This window comes from Pseudomonas sp. 10S5, assembly GCF_035019745.1.
GTDB lineage: Bacteria > Pseudomonadota > Gammaproteobacteria > Pseudomonadales > Pseudomonadaceae > Aquipseudomonas.
Genome location: NZ_JASJVL010000006.1, coordinates 240,804 through 260,798 on the forward strand (window position 1 = coordinate 240,804; position 19,995 = coordinate 260,798).

Genomic DNA, 19,995 nt, shown 5'->3' on the forward strand with positions numbered 1-19,995 from the left:
GGTAGTAAAAACATGAAAAGACAACAAAGTGGTTTCACTCTGATCGAACTGGTCATGGTGATCGTTATCATCGGCGTTCTCGCCGCATTCGCACTTCCGCGTTTCGCTAACCTGACTGGCGATGCAAGAGCAGCCACCCTCAATGGCGCAGCAGGTTCCATGCGCTCTGCTTCTGCGATAGCGCACTCTGCATTTCTGGCCGAGGGCGGGACTGTAACGCTTGAAGGCCAGACTATTACGATGCTCAATGGCTACCCGGATGCACCAGGCATTCTATTGGCGGCAAATATTGCTTCGAGTGATTACTCCTTTACCCAACCCGCAGCAGCGGCTACAACGGTGGCAATCAGCGCTAAAAACGCGACAACCCCGGCCTCTTGTACCTTTACCTATACAGCAGCGACCACAACAGCCGCCCCAGCGTTCTCAGCCGTTACGACTAGCGGCTGCTAATGCCTGACATGCGCGGTTTCACGCTCGTCGAACTGGTTTTGGTGATTGTTATCATCGGAATCATTTCGGCTGTTGTGGGACCACGTTTCTTTGATAGGCAGGTGTTCAACGAACGCCTGTTCTTCGAAGAGAGCCAGGCTGCCGTGCGCTATGGGCAGAAGATTGCCCTGTCCAGCGGTTGCCTGACTCAGGTCAGCCTTAATACCAACGGCTACCACCTGCGCCAAGCGGTGAACTGTACGAGCGGCGCTTATAGCCTCGAAGTTCAGAGCCCGGATGGCGATGCAACCTTTGCCGCTGCAGCGCCCACTGATGTGACGCTGACAACGGCCAATTTTCCCGTTGTATTCGACTCCCTGGGCCGTCCGTCCAGCGCTGCGAGTGCAACCATCGGCACCCTGAATGGTGGCCATTCGTTCAGCGTGACGGCTGACACAGGTCTGGTGCAATGAAGCGCCAACGGGGCGTGACGTTGGTTGAGCTAGTGCTCACCATCGCGATTATCGGTATCGCTGCCGTCGCACTGTTCACGGCCATGGCGGCCATCACCAGCCAATCGGCCGATCCTCTGTTACGCCAGCAAAGCCTGGACATTGCCAGTGCCTACCTTGAAGAAATCCTGTTGAAGGATTTCGCCGATGCAAGCGGTAACGTCTGCGCCACGCCACCCAGTAGCCGTAGCCAGTACCAGCGGGTCTGTGATTACGCCGGGTTAAATGACACCGGTGCCCACGACGCGGACGGTAACGCTATCTCCAGCCTCGGGGGCTATCGAATCAGCGTCGCTGTCAGCCCCCAAGCATGGGCGGGGCTGAATTCTGCCAACGCGCTGTACGTCGAAGTCACCGTCACCGATCTCGCCAACCAAAAGTTAGTGCTGGGCAGCTACCGGACGCGCTACTGATGAACAGACCAACGCGCCCACGCGGCTTCACCCTGGTGGAGCTAGTGCTCGTCATCGCCTTGTCCGGCATCATCGTCGTGGTGATCAGCACGGTATTTGCGCACCCGCTGCAAGGTTTGTTGGATCAGAGCAGGCGCGGCACTCTGGTGGAACAAGCGGCGGGCGCCATGAATCGATTGACTCGCGATGTACGCCTCGCGGTTCCCAATTCATTGCGAGCGTCGGCAGACGGTAAAGCCGTAGAGCTGATGCTGATTCAAAGTGCGGCGCGTTATCGTCCGAACCGCACAGACACCGACGGCTTGCGATTTTCCACCGATCCGGCGGGCACTTGCGGCAGTTCAACTATTGATACTCGCTGTGACGAAGTGCAGATGTTGGATGGAGCATTCAACCCCACGGGCGCTCTCTGGATGGTGATGTACAACATCGGCGCGGAGTCAGGCGGTGCACCGGTGCCCGGAAGTAACGTGTGGGCGCCTGCAAATCCTGGCGTCATAACCCCGACAGGCACCACATTCAGTTTGCTTCCAGGTGCACCAATAGGGGAAAGCCGGGTCGCCGTAGGTAATTTGCCAGTGGGTGGATTTCGTTTTGCTTATGCGTCACCGCAATTTCGCTTGTACACGGCGCAGTCCGTGGTGGGCTACCGTTGTGAAAATAACCAACTGCTTCGCTATAGCTACAGCACCCTTTTTTCTGCAATACCGTCCGGACCGCCGCCAGGTTCCAACCCTGAGCCACTGGCAACAAACGTCGATTGTTCGAAAACCAATTTCACCTACCAAGTGGGTAGCACTCAGCGTGGCGGTTTGTTATCCCTGACGTTGCAGATCTCCATCGGCAACGAAAGCTTCAACCTATTGCAACAGGTTCACGTCGACAATGCGCCCTGACCGCCGCTGGCCCCAACGCACCCAGGGATTTGGCCTGGTAGCCGCGATGTTTTTGTTGATTGTGGTCACCTTGGTGGTGTTGGCCATGGCGCGCCTGTCTGCTGCGCAACACGGTTCCAACAGCCTTGCCATCCAGCAAGCTCGTGCCTACCAATCGGCCAATGCGGGGCTGGAGTGGGGAATAAGTCAATCAATCAGTTCAGGCCTATGCACTCAAGGCAGTCCGAGTCTTACCGGAAGTAATCTTGCCGAATTCAGCGTTAGTGTCGCGTGTACCAGTAACAACTATTTGGACAACAACGGTTCGCCGCTGCAGATATTCCACTTCACCTCGACCGCACAAAACGGCAGCACCGGTAGCCGCTCCGATTACGCCTACCGGCAACTCACGGCAACTATAGAAAAAGGCACTCCATGAGCAAGCAAGTAGTGAAGCAAAGCTTCCTTTGGGGAGCGCTTTTGGGGGGCCTGTTGCTGACAAACACGGCCAGTGCCGCGACGGCTTATTCTTTCAGCCTGCTCGGGACAAACGCACCCTGCACGGGCCTTTGGAGCAGCACTGGCAATACCTTTACCTGTACCGGCAAGGTCATTTTGGCAACTGGCGACTCATTGGTCGTGGGCACGTTGATCGTCGGCAATATTACCGTCGTGGCCAATCAAGGCTTTTCGCTGGACACCAACACGATTGGTACCAGCGGCAGCACCATAGACCTGGTTTCGACGGCCGGGGCAATTGACGTCGCAGGTACAAAAAGCACGTTCAGTGGGTCAATCAATTCCACCGCTGGCACGATTACGCTGTCCGGTGCCAACGTCGCCGGTTCGGTCCAGACTACCAACGGCACGATGACGCTTGCGGGCAGCAACATCGGGGGCAGTGTCCAGGCTGGTGGAGCAATTACCGCCACCACTACCAAAGTGAACGGGAACGTCATTAGCACCTCAGGCGCCGGCACACTGGCAGCTGTAACCGTTGGCGGCTATGTGAAGGCTTCAGGTGCCATAACCCTCAAAACGGGCTCCGCGATTACCGGATCGGTGACCAGTACCGGAGGGGCATTGACCCTTAGTGATTCAAGCGTAGGCGCTGACGTTCTGGGCTACGGCGCAGCGACATCCTCCGATACCGCGATCAAAGGAAATCTGACCAGCAGCACCGGCGCTATCACGATTGTCCGGGGCAGCATCGCCGGGTCCGTCGTTGCTGAGGGCGCAATCACCTCGACTGGCGCACCGATAAACGGCGGTGTGACCAGCCATTCCGGGGCAATCACCCTGACAGGCGGCAGTGTGGGTGGCGACATCAAGGCGTTCGGCGTGGTTACCATGACCGACACCCCCATAACCGGCAACATAAACACGCAAGCGGCTGCTACCTTGGTCCGCGGAAGCGTCTCTGGCGATGTGATTGCCGCTGCCGTGATCACCACCACAGACACCTGCGTTGGCGGTAACGTACAAGGGGGAGCAGCCATGACGCTCACACGCACCAGCGTAGGCGTCAGCGTCCAGTCAAAAGCGGCGATGACCTTGACGGGGAGTACCATCATTAAAGACGCCTTATCCGGCGCGGCCCTCACTGCCACTGACACCTGCATCGGTGGTACCACCCGTGCTGTTGGCGCACTGTCCATCACCGGGGGATGCAACACCAGCCCGGCCCATACTTACTGCAGCGCTCCGGCCCCTCTTCCGCCGGTGGCCGCTATCGATCATTTCGCGTTCAGCTACGCGGGCACAGCACTGACCTGCAATCCACAGCCCGTTACTATCACTGCCTGCGCCACTGCCGGTTGCAGCCCGTTTACCGATCCAGTCAGTATCGCGCTAAGTCCTGCTAGCGGCTGGACTGCAGCGGCACCCGCAGTGATGAATGGCAACACCATCACGTTCAGCGGTGGCAGCGCACAAGCGTATCTGAGCATTGGCAGCGCGGGTAACGTAAGCGTCGGAGTGAGTTCGTCCGTTCCAGGGAGTAACGGACAAACTGTCTGCTCAACAAGCGGTTGCACCATCGCCTATGCCGACAGCGGTTTTATTTTCACGGTGCCAACTCTGATTACCGGTCGGCCACAAAGCGGCATTTCCCTGCGCGCCGTGAAAAAAAGCGATACCTCTCAAGCCTGTGTACCGGGGTTTTCCAACGTCACCCGCAACCTGAACTTCAGCTCGACCTATGTCAGTCCCGTTTCTGGCAGCCAACCCGTTATCGTCAACAACACCGCAGTCACCAGCGCGCCTACCCGCCTGAGCCTGGTGTTTGACAGCACCGGCAGCGCGCCCCTTACTGTCCGCTATGACGACGCAGGTCAGATGATGCTCACCGCCACCTACCTAGGCAGCACCGCCAACAACGATGCCGGCTTGAGCATGAACGGCAGCGACTTATTCGTCTCCAAACCTTACGGCCTGTGCATCCAGACAGACTCGGTGTGTACCGTCGCGGGTGTCAGCTCTGACTGCAAAGCATTCCCTGGTGTGCGAGCCGGGGATAACTTTCCGATTCGCATACAAGCAGTCGGCTGGCTGGCCGATGGTGATCCGCTGACCGCTGCGTCGTTGTGCAGCGGCCGGATAATCGCGTCTAACTTTCAGCTGCCCAACATTCCCCTCGCCAGCGTATTGGTTGCGCCTGCGGCGGGCGACAGCGGCATACTCTCGCCTACTCAGTACAACCAAGTACTGGGCAACCAGACAACCGCCACGACATCGATTTCCGAAGTAGGGGTATTCCAACTGACGGCGACACCAGCGGCCAACGCCTATTTTGGTGAAACTGTCAGCGGCGGCAGAAGTGGCCTGGTCGGACGCTTCACTCCGGCTTTCCTGGGCGTGCAGGGCAGTGCCAGCCTGACCCAGAGCTGCGGGACATCCTTTAGCTATCAGGGCCAACCAATGGCGTTTGCCGTTGGGCACGAACCCAACCTCATCGTCACCGCGTTTAACCGCAACAAAGGCATCACGCACAACTACGACCGCGATGCGTTTTGGAGACTGTCTATACCCGTTCGAGATGCGTACACCTCGATCACTGGCAAAACCAGCGTGGATGTCATCGGTCGCCTGACCAACAGCGCCACGGCCACCGTAGCGCAAAGCGGTGCAAACAACGGTGACGGTGCCGAGAGTTTCCGCTGGAGCGGCGACACCCTTCAATACACCCCGGCTGCCCTTCCGCTGGCTGATGACTTTCCGTTTACGGCCGCTATTCGTCAGCGGTTCAGTGCTGCAACATTGACCGACGCCGATGGCGCTTGTTTTGGCGATGGCACAACATGTACTGCCTACAGCTATGACTTTAGCAACACTCCCGGCAGTCAAGTACGCCTCGGGCGCCTGCGCTTGGGGAATGCCCATGGCTCAGAATTACAGGTGCTAACCCTGCCGTTAAGTCTTGAAACATGGCAAAACATCGCGGGGGGTAGCTTCCAAACTGAAGGTCTCGACACCTGTACCGCCGCCTTTCTGCAGACACCAACATTAACCAGCTATACCGGCCAACTGACACCGGCGAACTATGCCAATAGCAACATTTCGATGATCGCCCCCAGCGCAGGTGTTGGCTTATTGAAACTGCAACCTCCGGGCATTAGCGGCTCGGTACTTGGCAGCTTACCCGCCACCCCATCATGGCTTCTGTATGACTGGAACGGCACCGGACGCCAAGCTGCGACGGGGGTTGCCCGGTTTGGCATTTACCAAGGCCCTTCGCCAATGATCTTCCGTCGCGAGAACTATCGCTAAGCGAGTACCCAGAGTCCGTTCAGACAGGCTTAAGGTCTGTTTGAACGGAGCTTGCCGCACTGCCAGTCTGTAGAAGCCAGGCTGTTGGCGAAGCACCCCTGCGATGTATCCGGCACGTCGCTTCGCCTACAAGTTCGCTCCTAAAGTTGATACCAAGCGCCCCTGCCCGCAATTTAGAGATGCTTCCTACGCACTGCCCGTTTTAGAATGACGGCCAATTTCAACACCCGCTCCACCTCCGCCCTATTCCAAATACAGAAAGGTAAAGCAATGACAGGTGAAGACCTGACGCCAGGCTTGCTCAAGCGTGGCTTGAAAAACCGCCACATCCAGCTGATTTCGCTCGGTGGCGCGATTGGTACCGGGCTGTTCCTTGGCTCTGCGGGCGTCCTCAAGTCGGCCGGTCCGGCAATGATTTTGGGATATGCCATTTGTGGTTTCATTGCGTTTTTAATCATGCGTCAACTGGGCGAGATGATTGTCGAGGAGCCCGTGGCCGGCTCTTTCAGTCACTTCGCGCATAAGTACTGGGGCGGATACGCGGGCTTTTTATGTGGCTGGAATTACTGGGTGCTGTATGTGTTGGTCGGCATGGCCGAGCTTACGGCCGTCGGTAAATACGTTCAGTTTTGGTGGCCGGATGTGCCGTCCTGGGTCAGCGCTGCGGTATTTTTCGTGTTGGTCAACTTGATCAATCTGACCAACGTGAAAGTCTTCGGCGAAACCGAGTTCTGGTTTGCGATCATCAAGGTGGTCGCCATCATCGGCATGATCGTACTCGGCGGATATCTGCTGATCAGTGGCACAGGTGGCCCGCAGGCATCGTTTAGCAACCTGTGGACCCACGGCGGTTTCTTCCCCAACGGATTCAGCGGGCTGTTGATGTCGCTGTGCTTCATCATGTTTTCGTTCGGCGGGCTGGAGTTGGTGGGTATCACTGCCGCAGAAGCAAGTGAGCCACGCAAAGTCATTCCCAAAGCGATTAATCAGTTGGTGTTCCGCATCCTGATTTTCTACGTCGGCGCACTCACCGTACTGCTGGCGCTGTATCCATGGGATTCGTTGCTGCAAACACTGGGCGCTTCCGGCGATGCCTACAGCGGTAGCCCTTTTGTGCAGATTTTCGCTCTGATTGGTAACGACACTGCGGCACAAATTCTTAACGTTGTGGTGCTGACGGCGGCGCTTTCGGTCTACAACAGCGGCGTGTACTGCAACAGTCGCATGCTTTTTGGACTGGCCGAACAAGGTGATGCCCCTAAAGCGCTAATGAAGCTGAACAAACAAGGCGTACCCGTGTTGGCAATCGGAGTTTCGGCGTTAGTGACCTTGCTGTGCGTGGTGGTCAACTACCTGGCGCCGCAAAAAGCGCTGGAGTTGTTGATGGCGCTGGTCGTCGCGTCTCTGATCATCAACTGGGTCGTGATCAGCCTGACCCACCTGAAGTTCCGTAAAGCCATGACCGAGCAAGGCGTTGTGCCTGGGTTCAAGGCGTTTTGGACACCGTTCAGCAACTACTTGTGCCTGGCGTTCGTGGCATTGATTCTAATCATGATGTTGATGATTCCGGGGATCGCCATTTCGGTCTACATCATGCCGGTGTGGATTTTGTTCATCCTGGGGCTGTACCGACTGCGCATGGGGCGTCAGGTAGTGAAGATGGCGTGAGGATCGAAACGAGAAATCTGCGGCATACGGGCTTCATCAGATGGGCGGTTTGAGCTGCAGCTGCACTTGAGGTGTCCGCCATTCCGGCTGTTTGAAGGCCCGATCACCGCCAGAAAGGGTCACGGCTATTCGGTTCAGTAGATTCTCGGCGGTGTATTTGGTGGTGGTGGCGTTGAACGCCATGAACGCCAATCCAAGCACCAGCGCAGCAGGAGGGATTTTACGGATTTCGAGGCCCTCCACGCTGAACAGAAACACGCAAGCGGCCAAGGAACCAAGAAGAGCCCCCGCAATCGCCTCTTGCAGAGGATGTACAAACGGTGCCACACAGTACGTGGCGAACCACCAACCCATCATCAGCCCCACACCAGCCGCCGGCCAACGCAATCGAGGATCGATTTGACGGGCAAGCAAGCTCAATACCACGGTAAGTACCAGGCAGGTGTGCATCGCGTGGCCGCTGATAACTGAAATATTGAGGCTGAGCAGGCCGATGCCCCAGCCCTTGAACAAAATCTTACTTATTCCAACGACCACGTAGACCGACAGCATTGTCGCCAACCACAGCAATGCCGAGCGTTTGGACCCGGATACGTAAAGCCAAATGCCAACGACAATCGCGGCAGGAAGCATAACCGTGATGCCACCGTACTGAGCAAAATGTGCCAGCGTCATCCCAACCCCTGCTCCACGTTGCGCTCATTGATATAGCGGATGAACCCGTCAATATCCGCACTGCACAAGGTTCTCGCCATTGCCTTGACCTCCTCGATGGGCCAGTCCCACCATGCCGATTGCAGCAACGTCGCGCGGGTTTCTTCGTCGAAGCGCCAGCGAATGAACTTACAAGGGTTGCCGCCAACCACAGAGAAGGGCGCAATGTCTCGGTTCACAATCGCACCGGCGGCGACGATAGCGCCATGACCGACGGTGACGCCGGAGAGGATCATTGCATCGGTGCAAATCCAGCAATCACTCCCGATGACCACGTCGCCCTTGCTGGTCGAGAAGTCGAGGATATCGTTGACTTCGCTGATCATCGCCGGAAATGGATAAGTGCTCACCCAATCAGTGTGATGCTCACCTCCCAGCAGAATTTTGACCCCCGTAGCAATTGACGTATAGGCGCCGACTTTCAGGACAGCATCATGACCAAACTTGATAACCTCGGGAATACCGTAAGTGCCAACGCCGAATGAATACTTCGGGTAGCGCAGTCTAATTTTCTCGGGTAACCGATGAAGCTTGTCCATGCCATTGAGCTGTTTTTTTGTCCGCCTTTCTTTTAAAGCCTCAAGAAATTTCATGGCCGTGTTCTATCGAAGATGGGAGTGAGACCGGAAACATTTCGGTAAAGTTCCAAGCAGCGACAACGCCCGACTAGCGGTGCAACAGCAGCCGTTTCAATCGGCGAAAAGTGGTTTTGTTAAAACGGCGAAGGGGGATGGCTCGTAACAATCGCCACGCGTCTTTCTTGTCAGTAACAACCGCGTATTTAAGCGCTTTATTGAGGATTACAGCCCTGCCCTTCTCATACCCAGGGTGCGACTGATAAGGGCTGATTGCCTTCATATCAGCGTCCAGTAGCACTTTATATCGACGAGACAGGTTATTCGGATGACGTCGATAACGGGTAACACTTATCGGCAATATGTGTATCTGATAACCCTGATCGGCTATTTTCAACGTCATCTGGAAGTCTTGGACTTTGATGCTCGGCTCGTAAAACCCGGCGGCCCGGAGCGCGTCCATTCGGTACAACGAAACCGGGGCACCCACCACAATGGCGTTGCTCAGAATCTCGTCGAAACCCAAGCGCTGGATTTGCGCCGACTTCTGCGTTTTGACGTTATTGCCCTCACTGTCCATGTAGACGACCAAGGCGCCAACACAGCCCACTTCAGGATGTTTATCCAGGTAGTCAGCCCTTACCCGCACGGACTCTGGAAGCATGATGTCGTCTAGGTCCGGGGTGGATACATATTCACCTTGCGCATGCTTCAACCCGTAATTCAGGGCAGCGCTCACGCCTTGGTTTGGCTGTGTATAAAGCTGAAAATCGTAAGTGCTTTGCAGGGCCTCTAACATGGCATAGCTGTTATCAGTCGACCCGTCGTCGACAATAATAACTTCTACATTGCTATAGTCTTGGGCAAAAATGCTTTTAAGCGCCTCCTCCAAGTATTTTTCCGCGTTATAACAAGGCGCAACAATGGACACAAGCGGACCGACATCCGCCGCTTGTTCTTTCCTGGAAGTAAGGTGTTCGGTCATCATTTGATGTTTCTACTGGAGTCTATCGACAGCGGCGCCGGACAAGGCGAGTCGCAGTCATTTTGGGGTCCACTCTGCTCCAGTCATCAGACCAGACAATATCGGAGCGGCGGCGAAACCATTCTTCCATGGGCGTCAAGCGCCCCTATCATGCTGTAACGTGATGGCTTTTGCCATCGCCTCATCGCCACTTTTACAGTTCGCTCGTTTTGCCTGACGTTGCTGAACGAAGATTACCCAACCAAGCCATAAAAAAAAACCCGCTCTTTATCGGAGCGGGGCGTCTCTGTTCAAGCATCTGCGTAGGTTCAACGTGCGTAAGTAATCAGCAACTCACTTGGCACCTGAAAATCAACTGACATCATCACACTAAGAGCAGTGATGGTTAGAATGGAGAATACAAACAGTTTACGTGCCCAAATAGTGTCGTCCACCGCTTTATAGCCCGTCCAGGCCATATACAACCAGTACATTCCCATCCCTGCAGCAACGGCCAGGTAACTAAAGCCGGCATAACCACCGATCGTCAACATCAGCGTTGCTACCAGAAACGCCAAGATGTAGATCAGGATGTGCCGCTTGGCGACGACAATACCGCGCAGCACCGGAAGCACCGGGATCGACGCAGCTCGGTAATCGTTGAAACGAAAAATCGCGATGGCATAGGAATGCGGCATCTGCCACAAACTGAACATCACCAGCAACGTCAGCGCCGCCATATCGAAGCTGTTGCTCACCGCCACGTAACCAATCACCGGTGGCATGGCTCCAGATAGACTTCCAACCAACGTGCCATGCACCGATTTGCGCTTTAGGTACAGGCTGTAGAAGCCGACGTAAATCACAAATCCAATGACTGCAAAAAGCGCTGCCAGCGGGTTGGCCTTGGTATAAAGCAAGCCCACCCCGGCGACGCCCAAAACGGTGGCGTAGAGCAAGGCCAGCTTCAACGAAACCAACCCCTGCACCAGCACCCGATTCTTGGTTCGTTCCATTTTCACGTCGATGTCGCGGTCAATACAGTTGTTAAAAACGCAACCTGACGCAACTACCAACGAGGTGCCTATTACCGCAGCCAAGAACACGCCGAAGTCGACATGCCCTTTAGAAGCCAAGAAGAAGCCACCTGCCACCGAAAGCACATTACCGAAAATGATCCCCGGCTTGGTGATTTGGATAAAGTGCTTAAGGGACATTCAGATTCCTCAGTGCGCCATCATGTTCGTGTGGATGCTGTACATCACCCACAACGACAGGCCGACCACGATCACGATGATCAGGGCAGTGAAGGCAAAAGCGACAATATTCCAACGCTGTTCGGATGACCTGTTCATGTGCAGGAAGAACACCAGGTGGACAAATATCTGTACCACTGCGAACAACACTACGATTGCCAATGTGACCGGCTGAGCGAAGATCGGGTGCATCAGCAGACCGAACGGAATCACCGTAAGGATCACCGACAGGAAAAAACCGATAGCGTAGGACTTCAAGCTGCCGTGGTCGGCACCTGCACTGCCGACATGCGCGTGTTCGGCGCCAGCATGGCTGATATTAGCGTGATCCATTTACAGTGCTCCCATCAGGTAGACAACGGTGAACACGCAGATCCAGACCACGTCCAGGAAGTGCCAGAACAAACTCAGGCAGCTCAAACGGGTCATGTTGGTTGCGGTCAGACCTTTCTTCTTGATCTGGAACATCAGCACGGCCATCCAGATCAAACCAGAAGTCACGTGCAAACCGTGGGTCCCCACCAGCGTGAAGAAGCCGGACAGGAAGGCGCTGCGATCAGGACCAAAGCCTTCAGCGATCAGGTGATGGAATTCATTGATTTCCATGCCAATGAAGCTGAGACCCAGCAAGAAGGTCACGATCAACCAAGCGATCACGCCCTTCTTGTTGCCTTTGTGCATCGCCAACATGGCGAAACCGTAGGTGATACTGCTGAACAGCAGGCAGAAGGTTTCTACCAAAACGTAAGGCAGCTCGAAGATATCTTTGCCCGACGGGCCACCTGCAACGTTGTTGCTCAGCACCGAGTAAGCGGCGAAGATCGTCGCGAACAAGATGCAGTCGGTCATCAGGTAAATCCAGAAGCCGAACACGGTCATTGACCCGGCATCCTCGTGCCCATGCTCCTCAGCATGGGCAATCTGGCTTTCTAATACTAAGTTCGACATGGTTTAAGCCTGCTTAGCCATAAGTTGAAGGCGTTCGTTTTCGATTCGCGCGACTTCTTCGGCAGGGACGTAGTAGTCGATGTCGTCGTCGTTCGAGCGAATGATGAAGGTTGCCACCATCCCGACCAGACCGATCGCAGCTAACCACCAGATGTGCCAGATCAAGGCAAAACCGAAGATCAGGCTGCCAAAGCCGATGTAGAAACCCACGCCAGTGTTACGCGGCATGTGGATTTTTTTGTAATCCGCGGCAGTTTTGGTCTTGATCCCGCGCTCTTTCATGCCCCAATACGCATCCAGATCGTCAACAACCGGCTGCTCGGCAAAGTTGTAGAACGGTGGAGGCGAAGAAGTTGACCACTCAAGGGTGCGGGCATCCCACGGATCGCCAGTGAGATCACGGTTCTTCTCGCGGTCACGGATGCTGACAACCAGTTGAATGAGCTGGAACGCGATGCCGCACATGATGACCAACGCGCCAACGAAGGCCGCGATGAGCCAAGGAGTCCATTGCGGATTATCGGTATGGTTCAGGCGACGGGTCATACCCATGAAGCCCAGTACGTAGAGCGGCATGAATGCCAGGTAGAAGCCGACGATCCAGCACCAGAATGCGTACTTGCCCAGGCGCTCGTTAAGCTTGAAGCCGAATGCTTTCGGGAACCAGTAGGTGAAACCTGCCAGGTAACCGAATACCGCACCACCGATGATCACGTTGTGGAAGTGAGCGATCAGGAACAGGCTGTTGTGCAACACAAAGTCAGCACCCGGAACCGCCAGCAGTACGCCGGTCATGCCGCCGATAGTGAAGGTTACGATAAAGCCCAACGTCCACAGAACTGGTGTGGTGAATTCAAGCCGACCGCGGAACATGGTGAACAGCCAAGTGAAGATCTTCACTCCCGTGGGAACGGCAATAATGATCGTCATGATTCCGAAGAACGCGTTGACGTTGGCACCCGAACCCATTGTGAAGAAGTGGTGAAGCCAAACAACGAACGACAAAACAGTGATTGCGATAGTCGCATAGACCAACGATTTGTAGCCGAACAGTGTTTTCTTGGTAAACGTCGACGTCACTTCCGAGAACACACCGAATGCCGGCAGGATCAGGATGTAAACCTCTGGATGGCCCCAGGCCCAGATGAGGTTGACATACATCATCGGGTTGCCACCAAGCTCGTTGGTGAAGAAGTGCATGCCCAGATAACGATCAAGCGTCAGCAGAATCAAGGTGGCGGTGAGGATCGGGAACGATGCCGCGATCAAGATCGCGGTGCACAGGCAGTTCCAGGTGAACACCGGCATTTTCATCAAGGTCATGCCAGGTGCGCGCATTTTCAGGATGGTGACAATGAAGTTCACCCCCGTCAGCAACGTACCCAACCCGGATAACTGCAAGGCCCAGATGTAGTAATCAACCCCCACGCCCGGGCTATAAGCCAGGCCGGAGAGCGGTGGATAGGCAACCCAACCGGTACGGGCGAATTCGCCGATACCCAGTGACAAGTTGACCAATACCGCACCGACAACGAACAACCAGAAGCTCAACGAGTTGAGGAACGGGAAGGCAACGTCTCGAGCACCAATCTGCAGCGGTACGACGATGTTCATCAGGCCGACCACAAAAGGCATCGCCATGAAGAAGATCATGATCACACCGTGCGCGGTGAAGATCTGGTCGTAGTGTTCCGGTGGCAGGTAGCCTTCACCGCCGGAGCTGGCCAGGGCCAACTGTGAGCGCATCATGAGGGCGTCTGCAAAACCACGCAGCAGCATGACCAGCGCAACGACGATGTACATCACGCCGATTTTCTTGTGGTCAACCGAAGTCAACCATTCAGACCACAGGTAAACCCATTTGCGGTTGTAGCTTATTAAAGCGATCACTGCCGCACCAACCAGCGCGATGACGCACAGCGTCACCATCACTATCGGAACATGGAAGGGAATCGCGTCCAGCGTTAATTTACCGAACATCTGTTACTCCTCTGCCCCGGCAGCCGAATGCTTAGTCATGTCCATACCCGTCATTTCACTCTTCTCACCTGCCTCATGCTTCATCCCGGCGCCTTTGTTCATTCCTTCATACTTATCGATGATGGTCTGGAACAGATCTGGCTGAACGGTGGCGAAGTACTCCACAGGGTTTTTCACGCTTGGCTTGGCGAGTTCGTTAAATTGCATCAAGTCGAGCTGATTTGGTGCTTTCTTGGCGGCAGCAACCCAGGCGTCAAAATCAGCCTGGGAGGTAGCGTATGCCTTGAATTTCTGGTCAGAAAACCCCTCGCCAGTGAGGTTGGCTGCCATACCGTCGTATACATGATTCTCGTTGGAGATCAGGTGCAGTTTGGTTTCCATACCGGCCATGGCGTAGATCTGACCGCCCAGGCCTGGGATGAAGAATGAACCCATCGTCGCGTCGGATGTGATCCGAAAGTTAACCGGTACGTTAGCGGGAAACTTGATTTCGTTGACCGTGGCAATGCCCAAGTCCGGGTAGATGAACAGCCATTTCCAGTCGATCATCACTACTTCGATGGTGACTGGTTTGATGGCCGACTCAAGCGGTTTGTAGGGATCGAGGTCGTGAGTTGATTTCCAGATCAAAATGCCCAACGCAATAACGATAACGGTCGGGACGCCCCAGACAATGGCTTCAATTTTATGCGAGTGTGCCCAGTCTGGTGCGTACGTAGCTTGAGTGTTCGAGGCGCGATATTTCCAGGCGAACACAAACGTCATGACGATCACAGGCACGACGACTAACAACATCAGCACGGTGGCGGTGATGATCAGGTTCTTCTCGTCAACGCCTATCTGCCCTTTGGGATCAAGGACGGACATACCACAACCACTGAGCGCGAGTGTGCTCAAAAAGGCTAAGAAGCCTAGTAATCTGGGGTACCCTTTTCTACTCATCTCACGACCTCTAAAGCAGCTTGCGCAGTCAGTTGGATTTCGAACGCAGACACTAAAGCCTGCCGGTGTTGGCGTTTTTTTTGATTTGAATAAGGGCGTGCCTGAGCAGCTCAAGAGCCGAACGACAAATCCGAAATTATCTGTGTTTTCTTATTTGAATGGTGGCAACGGCCTGGTTGGCAGACCAATTCCATTTGGTGCGGATATTCTGAGGTGTCAACGCCTGATGGTGGCGCGCTCTACAAAGGTGGTAGAGACGCCGAGGGCATCGTTTCTTCCATAGCGCGTGCGGTGCTGACTGGTTAATGCTGGCGATTGTAGATAGGTAACCTTTTGCTGACTATGACTCATTCAGCAATAGTTCATATCAGAATCTGCAAAAATCAATTACCAAGGTGAACTCGGTACAGATGAGCGCCCTAATCTCCACAGGAAATGTAAGGCGTTCGAAGTCTATACCTCAAGTTCAACGACTACTACGGCGATTGTGCAAAATTCCCAACGGGACCAACACCACCGTCAATACAAATGCGACCAACGCCCACTCAGCCAATGATAATCCTAGTATTGGCGGATAAGGCGTAGTGCAGAAGCCATCCACTTGGAATCCCAGCGGAAATAAATAGGCCAACGGCATACTGTCCACGATAGGTTGAAGCACATCGATACCGCAGCTTTCTATGGGATGCGCAAGGATGTACGCGTGGCGCCCTGCAACCATGGCGCCGCCTATTGCACTGAGCATCACCAACCCCTCGAACACCGTAATGCTGAGGCGACCCGGCATCAGAGCGCCAATGAACGCAAAAATGGCAATAAACAACAACGCATAACGTTGCAGGATACACAATGGGCACGGCGCCTCTTCCAGTACCACCTGCATGTACAAAGCGCCTCCGATCATCGCAAGGCAAATCACCCCTAGCATCACTAGAAATTTTTTCTCGCGCCCCAGATACATTAAGTTATCGCTCATCCCTTTACCCTTTAAATGGTCTGACACAGAGTGTAAATGCTCAACGGACGAATCGCCCGCGATAATCATGGGCAGTCGTTACCAACTCAAGCGCAAATCACCGCAAGGATAAATCGAATCGACCGATGGCATCACACTGACATCTATCGAGGATGAGACATGTTGAGCGCGTACTTCAACAATCTTTATTCAAGCGCAGAAGCCGGGCCGAAGAACTCGTAACGACTTTGCTGCTCAGGCACACCCGCCGCCTTGAGCTGGCGCTTTACCGCCGCCATAAATCCTTTCGGCCCCAGGAAGTAAGCATCCAGATCACGGTCTTCAGGCAACCATTGCTCCAGTCGTTGTTGATCTAATAATCCCACTGAATGCGCGGGAGAGCTAACGCCATCGTCTTCGGCGTAGCAATAGAAGTGCTTCAACTGCGGATAAAGACTGGCAAGGCCATCAACCCAACCCCGGAAAGCATGCACACTGCCATTGCGCGCGCAGTGAATAAAATGCACTGGCCGCGAAGTCGCCAACGCGGTTTCAAGCATCGCCAGTGTCGGCGTAATGCCTACCCCGCCGCTGATCAACACCAGCGGTTTTAGGCTATCGGTCAGTGTGAATTCTCCTGAAGGCGTAAAGAGATTAATGCGCTCGCCGACGTGCAAGTGGTCATGCAGAAAATTCGACGCCAAGCCGTTGGGCTCACGCTTGACGCTGATACGGTACTGGCAGCCATCGGCTACCGCAGACAACGAATAGTTGCGGCGCGTCTCTTCGCCATTAATGAAGAGTTGCAAGCCAATGTATTGGCCAGCGATGTGACCCAGAACAGCCTCACCATCGACAGGCACAAAATGGAACGAGGTAATCTCAGCACTTTCATCAACGCGGCGAGCCACCTTGAATTCCCGCGCCCCGCGCCAGCCGCCCACAGCGTCGGCTTTCTCCTCGTAAATCACCTGCTCCGCGCCAATCAAAATGTCGGCGAGCTGTTTATACGCATTGCTCCAGGCCCGCAAAACTTCAGGTGTTGCGATGTCACTGCCCAGCACTTCTTCAATGGCGCGAATCAGGCAGGTACCTACGATGGGGTAGTGGTGCGGCAAAATCTGCAAAGCGATGTGCTTATTGATGATTTTTGCAAGCAGTCCGCCCAGTTGCTCTAGTTCGTCGATGTGGCGCGCATACATCAATACGCCGTTAGCCAGCGCTCTAGGCTGATCACCACTGGCTTGGTGAGCCTGGTTAAATAAAGGCCGCACCTCCGGGTACTCTCTCAGCATCATTTGGTAGAAATACGTGGTCAACGTTTCGCCGCCGCTTTCGAGGAGTGGCACAGTGGATTTAACAATGGCACGATCATGAGCGCTTAACATGGGGATGACTCCTAAGCCGCAAGGCTTGATAACAGGTACCTTGCCCCATCAGTTTTCATGCCATATTTTAAGTCGTTATAATTCAACATATTAGGAAATATATATCAAATTGACCCCACTCAAATACAAGTCATAAAGACTCACAAATGTCTTTATGACTACATATGTTACAAATGGTCGATGATCTTAGGCACAAAAGCGGCTCAAGCCTGCTTCAGGCAAGTCGATAACCCGACATCGAAAGCTGTTCGCCGCTCATGTATAGCGACGCCTTTAATTTCAGAAGGTTGATATGTCCTCGAATAAAGCCCGCGCAGATTCTCTATCGCTGCTGCTGTTCACCTTGCGCAGCGGCAAAATGATGGCAATCAATTTGCTCAAAGTCAGCGAAATTATCCCTTGCCCTCCCCTGACCCGTTTACCCGAATCCCATCCACACGTTCAGGGCGTCGCTATCCTGCGGGGGGCGTCGTTGTCGGTGATCGATCTTAGCCGCGCAATCGGTGAGCAACCGTTGGTAGATCCATCGGGTGGGTGCCTGATCGTCACAGATGTGAGCCGTTCCAAGCAGGGTCTGCACGTCCAGGCGGTGAGCAAGATCGTTCACTGCTTGACCACCGACATCCGCCCACCGCCTTTCGGCTCGGGCAATAGATCGTTTATCACGGGCGTAACCCAGGTTGACGGCGTACTGGTACAGGTGCTGGATATCGAAAAAGTTATTCACGGCATCGCGCCGGCTAGAATCGTCAACGAACCCGTGCACTTGAGCGAAGAAGAAGCGCGAGTCTTGTCTAAGGCGAATATCCTGTTGGTCGATGACAGTCAGGTTGCCATGCAGCAATCGCTAATAACACTGCGCACCCTGGGAGTCCATTGCCACACGGCACGCAGCGCCAAGGAGGCCATCGATCAACTGCTTGAGCTGCAAGGCACTGCCGAGCAGATTAATGTGGTGGTTTCTGACATTGAAATGTCGGAGATGGATGGCTACGCTTTTACCAGAACGTTACGCGAAACACCGGATTTCAAGGACTTATACGTGCTTCTGCACACCTCCCTGGATAGCAAAATGAACAGCGAAAAAGCAAGTGCAGCCGGAGCAAACGCAGTGCTTACTAAATTTTCTTCTCCCGAGTTGACCAAGTGCTTGATTCAAGCGGCCCGAACGGTCGAGGCCCAAGGCATCTAAATCACCCTATTGAGACGAAGTCTCGCTAACACCGCCGCATGTTTCGTCTGCGTGACGCAGCCAGCGTCGATCTCAAAGTGCCGGAGACCCATCACGCCGCTTCACGCCTGAATGAAACATCTGGCATGCGTTATGTCCAACGCATTGCCGTTATACGACGAATTCCTACCGAGCTTGTCTGCCATAATTTGGCATCCAATGGATACTGCTCAAAAAGGAAATCGACATGAAAGCATTCGCGCTATTGCTCACAGGCCTTACGGTTATTGGCAGCCAAGCCAATGCATCCAGCGATCAGGCCTGGAAAGATCTGGATAACGCCGTCATCGCTAGCTGTGTCAAGGCCAGCCAACTAAAAGACGTAAAACCCGCAGGCGCCGCAGCGCTATTCGACGACAGCATCGGTTACAGCGCGCTTGTGCTCAAAGGGCACTACCCACAACCACACATGAAAAACAAAGTCGGCACCGAGCTGTGCCTTTATCAGCGCCAAAGCAAAACGGCGGTGGTGACCGAGTGGGACTTAATGCTGACCCCGGCGAAAAAGTAAGATCAATGGCTTATAACTTGCTTCAAAATCTGCCTCGGCAGTGACGATGCGGGTAAATCTGTCACCGTCACAACGTGCATTTTTTGGGCTTTCTACTTTGATGAAGACTCAGTTTGCCTGCGTAGGTTGCGGAAAATGCTGCAACGACCATCACGTCCCGCTGACATTACTCGAGGCCGGACAGTGGACGGCCGATGGCGGTACGGTGATCATCTTGGCCGAAGCTTTCCTTGAGGATGGATACGGCGTAATAGCCGTGCAACGCACCCACGCACAACGCCGTTCACTCAAAGTCCTCAGCGGCAGCGCGACCGCTTATGTTGCTATCACGTTCGCCGCTTATAACGTCGGACCTTGCCGGAATCTTGACGCAGAAAATATGTGCCGTATTTATGAGCGTCGTCCTCTGGTCTGCCGAATTTACCCAATGGAGATCAACCCGCATATCCCTCTAAAACCCGAGAGCAAGGATTGTCCGCCTAACGCATGGGAACAGGGACCGGATCTCATCCTTGGAAACGCGGTGGTCGACGCTCATCTGATGGCACTCATCGAACAATCGCGGCTAGCCGATCACGATGAGGTTGCTGCTAAAAACGCCATTTGCGATGTGCTGGGTATCCGCACCGCCGCACTCAAGGGCGACGGTTTCACTGCCTATTTGCCGGACATGACTGCCTTCGCCGGTGCCATGCAAGAAGTTGCCGATTTTCCTACGTCTGCGCAATCATCCGTCGAGTCCAACTGGTCATTCCACGTGTCGGGCCCGGAAATTATAGATACCTTGCAGTTAGCCGGAGCTCAGGTCGTAACCCATGAACCTCTGAACTACACCTTTATTTCCTTACGGAACACATGAACGA

At 54.4% G+C, this 19,995-nt stretch carries 20 protein-coding genes; 10 read left to right on the plus strand and 10 right to left on the minus strand.

The genetic code is table 11. The annotated features are described in order from the left end of the window. The first annotated feature begins 12 nt into the window (after positions 1-12). From QN378_RS08720 to QN378_RS08750, 7 genes are all read left to right on the plus strand, one after another. The gene (locus QN378_RS08720) at positions 13-453 is read left to right on the plus strand and encodes a type II secretion system protein (RefSeq protein ID WP_322201416.1); all 441 of its coding nucleotides are present in this window, start codon (positions 13-15) and stop codon (positions 451-453) included. Beyond that, the gene (locus QN378_RS08725) at positions 453-905 is read left to right on the plus strand and encodes a prepilin-type N-terminal cleavage/methylation domain-containing protein (protein ID WP_323550692.1); all 453 of its coding nucleotides are present in this window, start codon (positions 453-455) and stop codon (positions 903-905) included. The genes QN378_RS08720 and QN378_RS08725 overlap by 1 nt, the downstream gene beginning before the upstream one ends. Continuing rightward, positions 902-1,357, plus strand: coding sequence for a prepilin-type N-terminal cleavage/methylation domain-containing protein (locus QN378_RS08730; protein ID WP_322201413.1), 456 nt, complete (start codon positions 902-904; stop codon positions 1,355-1,357). The genes QN378_RS08725 and QN378_RS08730 overlap by 4 nt, the downstream gene beginning before the upstream one ends. Next, on the plus strand, positions 1,357-2,253 hold the full coding sequence (locus QN378_RS08735) for a type II secretion system protein (RefSeq protein ID WP_323550693.1): 897 nt from the start codon (positions 1,357-1,359) through the stop codon (positions 2,251-2,253). Before QN378_RS08730 ends, QN378_RS08735 begins: the two co-directional genes overlap by 1 nt. Then, the gene (locus QN378_RS08740) at positions 2,243-2,671 is read left to right on the plus strand and encodes a hypothetical protein (RefSeq protein ID WP_322201408.1); all 429 of its coding nucleotides are present in this window, start codon (positions 2,243-2,245) and stop codon (positions 2,669-2,671) included. Before QN378_RS08735 ends, QN378_RS08740 begins: the two co-directional genes overlap by 11 nt. After that, positions 2,668-6,000 carry a DUF6701 domain-containing protein gene (locus tag QN378_RS08745; RefSeq protein ID WP_323550694.1) on the plus strand — a complete coding sequence of 1,111 codons (3,333 nt, stop codon included), beginning with the start codon at positions 2,668-2,670 and terminating at the stop codon, positions 5,998-6,000. The genes QN378_RS08740 and QN378_RS08745 overlap by 4 nt, the downstream gene beginning before the upstream one ends. A 270-nt stretch (positions 6,001-6,270) precedes the next feature. Further along, a complete protein-coding gene (locus QN378_RS08750) occupies positions 6,271-7,668 on the plus strand; it encodes an amino acid permease (RefSeq protein ID WP_323550695.1) in 1,398 nt (465 codons plus the stop codon). A 36-nt stretch (positions 7,669-7,704) separates the two neighbouring features. On the opposite strand, the gene QN378_RS08755 is transcribed toward QN378_RS08750, so the two are convergent. The 10 genes from QN378_RS08755 to hmpA form a co-directional block, all read right to left on the minus strand. Continuing rightward, complete coding sequence (locus tag QN378_RS08755) at positions 7,705-8,343, minus strand: hypothetical protein (protein WP_322201404.1); 639 nt, start codon at positions 8,341-8,343, stop codon at positions 7,705-7,707. Next, positions 8,340-8,975: a CatB-related O-acetyltransferase gene (locus tag QN378_RS08760; protein ID WP_323550696.1), complete on the minus strand. Its 636-nt coding sequence runs from the start codon at positions 8,973-8,975 to the stop codon at positions 8,340-8,342. Before QN378_RS08760 ends, QN378_RS08755 begins: the two co-directional genes overlap by 4 nt. 73 nt (positions 8,976-9,048) lie before the next feature. Next, a complete protein-coding gene (locus QN378_RS08765) occupies positions 9,049-9,942 on the minus strand; it encodes a glycosyltransferase family 2 protein (protein WP_322206820.1) in 894 nt (297 codons plus the stop codon). A gap of 308 nt (positions 9,943-10,250) precedes the next feature. Next, the gene (gene cyoE / locus QN378_RS08770) at positions 10,251-11,138 is read right to left on the minus strand and encodes a heme o synthase (protein ID WP_323550697.1); all 888 of its coding nucleotides are present in this window, start codon (positions 11,136-11,138) and stop codon (positions 10,251-10,253) included. A 9-nt stretch (positions 11,139-11,147) separates the two neighbouring features. Further along, positions 11,148-11,510, minus strand: coding sequence for a cytochrome o ubiquinol oxidase subunit IV (gene cyoD / locus QN378_RS08775; protein ID WP_322201401.1), 363 nt, complete (start codon positions 11,508-11,510; stop codon positions 11,148-11,150). Continuing rightward, positions 11,511-12,125 carry a cytochrome o ubiquinol oxidase subunit III gene (locus tag QN378_RS08780; RefSeq protein ID WP_322201399.1) on the minus strand — a complete coding sequence of 205 codons (615 nt, stop codon included), beginning with the start codon at positions 12,123-12,125 and terminating at the stop codon, positions 11,511-11,513. 3 nt (positions 12,126-12,128) lie between these two features. Beyond that, positions 12,129-14,105: a cytochrome o ubiquinol oxidase subunit I gene (gene cyoB / locus QN378_RS08785; RefSeq protein WP_322201398.1), complete on the minus strand. Its 1,977-nt coding sequence runs from the start codon at positions 14,103-14,105 to the stop codon at positions 12,129-12,131. A 3-nt stretch (positions 14,106-14,108) separates the two neighbouring features. Further along, a complete protein-coding gene (gene cyoA, locus QN378_RS08790) occupies positions 14,109-15,047 on the minus strand; it encodes a ubiquinol oxidase subunit II (RefSeq protein WP_322201397.1) in 939 nt (312 codons plus the stop codon). 466 nt (positions 15,048-15,513) lie between these two features. Next, positions 15,514-16,023: a disulfide bond formation protein B gene (locus QN378_RS08795; protein ID WP_322201396.1), complete on the minus strand. Its 510-nt coding sequence runs from the start codon at positions 16,021-16,023 to the stop codon at positions 15,514-15,516. A gap of 185 nt (positions 16,024-16,208) precedes the next feature. Then, the gene (gene hmpA / locus QN378_RS08800; protein ID WP_322201394.1) at positions 16,209-17,390 is read right to left on the minus strand and encodes an NO-inducible flavohemoprotein; all 1,182 of its coding nucleotides are present in this window, start codon (positions 17,388-17,390) and stop codon (positions 16,209-16,211) included. A gap of 292 nt (positions 17,391-17,682) precedes the next feature. On the opposite strand from hmpA, the gene QN378_RS08805 reads away from it, so the two are divergent. The 3 genes from QN378_RS08805 (at position 17,683) to QN378_RS08815 (ending at position 19,991) form a co-directional block, all read left to right on the plus strand. Next, positions 17,683-18,582 (plus strand): chemotaxis protein, encoded by a 900-nt coding sequence (locus QN378_RS08805; protein WP_322201393.1) that lies wholly within the window; start codon positions 17,683-17,685, stop codon positions 18,580-18,582. A 226-nt stretch (positions 18,583-18,808) separates the two neighbouring features. Next, the gene (locus tag QN378_RS08810) at positions 18,809-19,132 is read left to right on the plus strand and encodes a hypothetical protein (RefSeq protein ID WP_322201392.1); all 324 of its coding nucleotides are present in this window, start codon (positions 18,809-18,811) and stop codon (positions 19,130-19,132) included. A gap of 100 nt (positions 19,133-19,232) precedes the next feature. Continuing rightward, positions 19,233-19,991, plus strand: coding sequence for a YkgJ family cysteine cluster protein (locus tag QN378_RS08815; protein WP_322201390.1), 759 nt, complete (start codon positions 19,233-19,235; stop codon positions 19,989-19,991). Positions 19,992-19,995 lie beyond the last annotated feature (4 nt).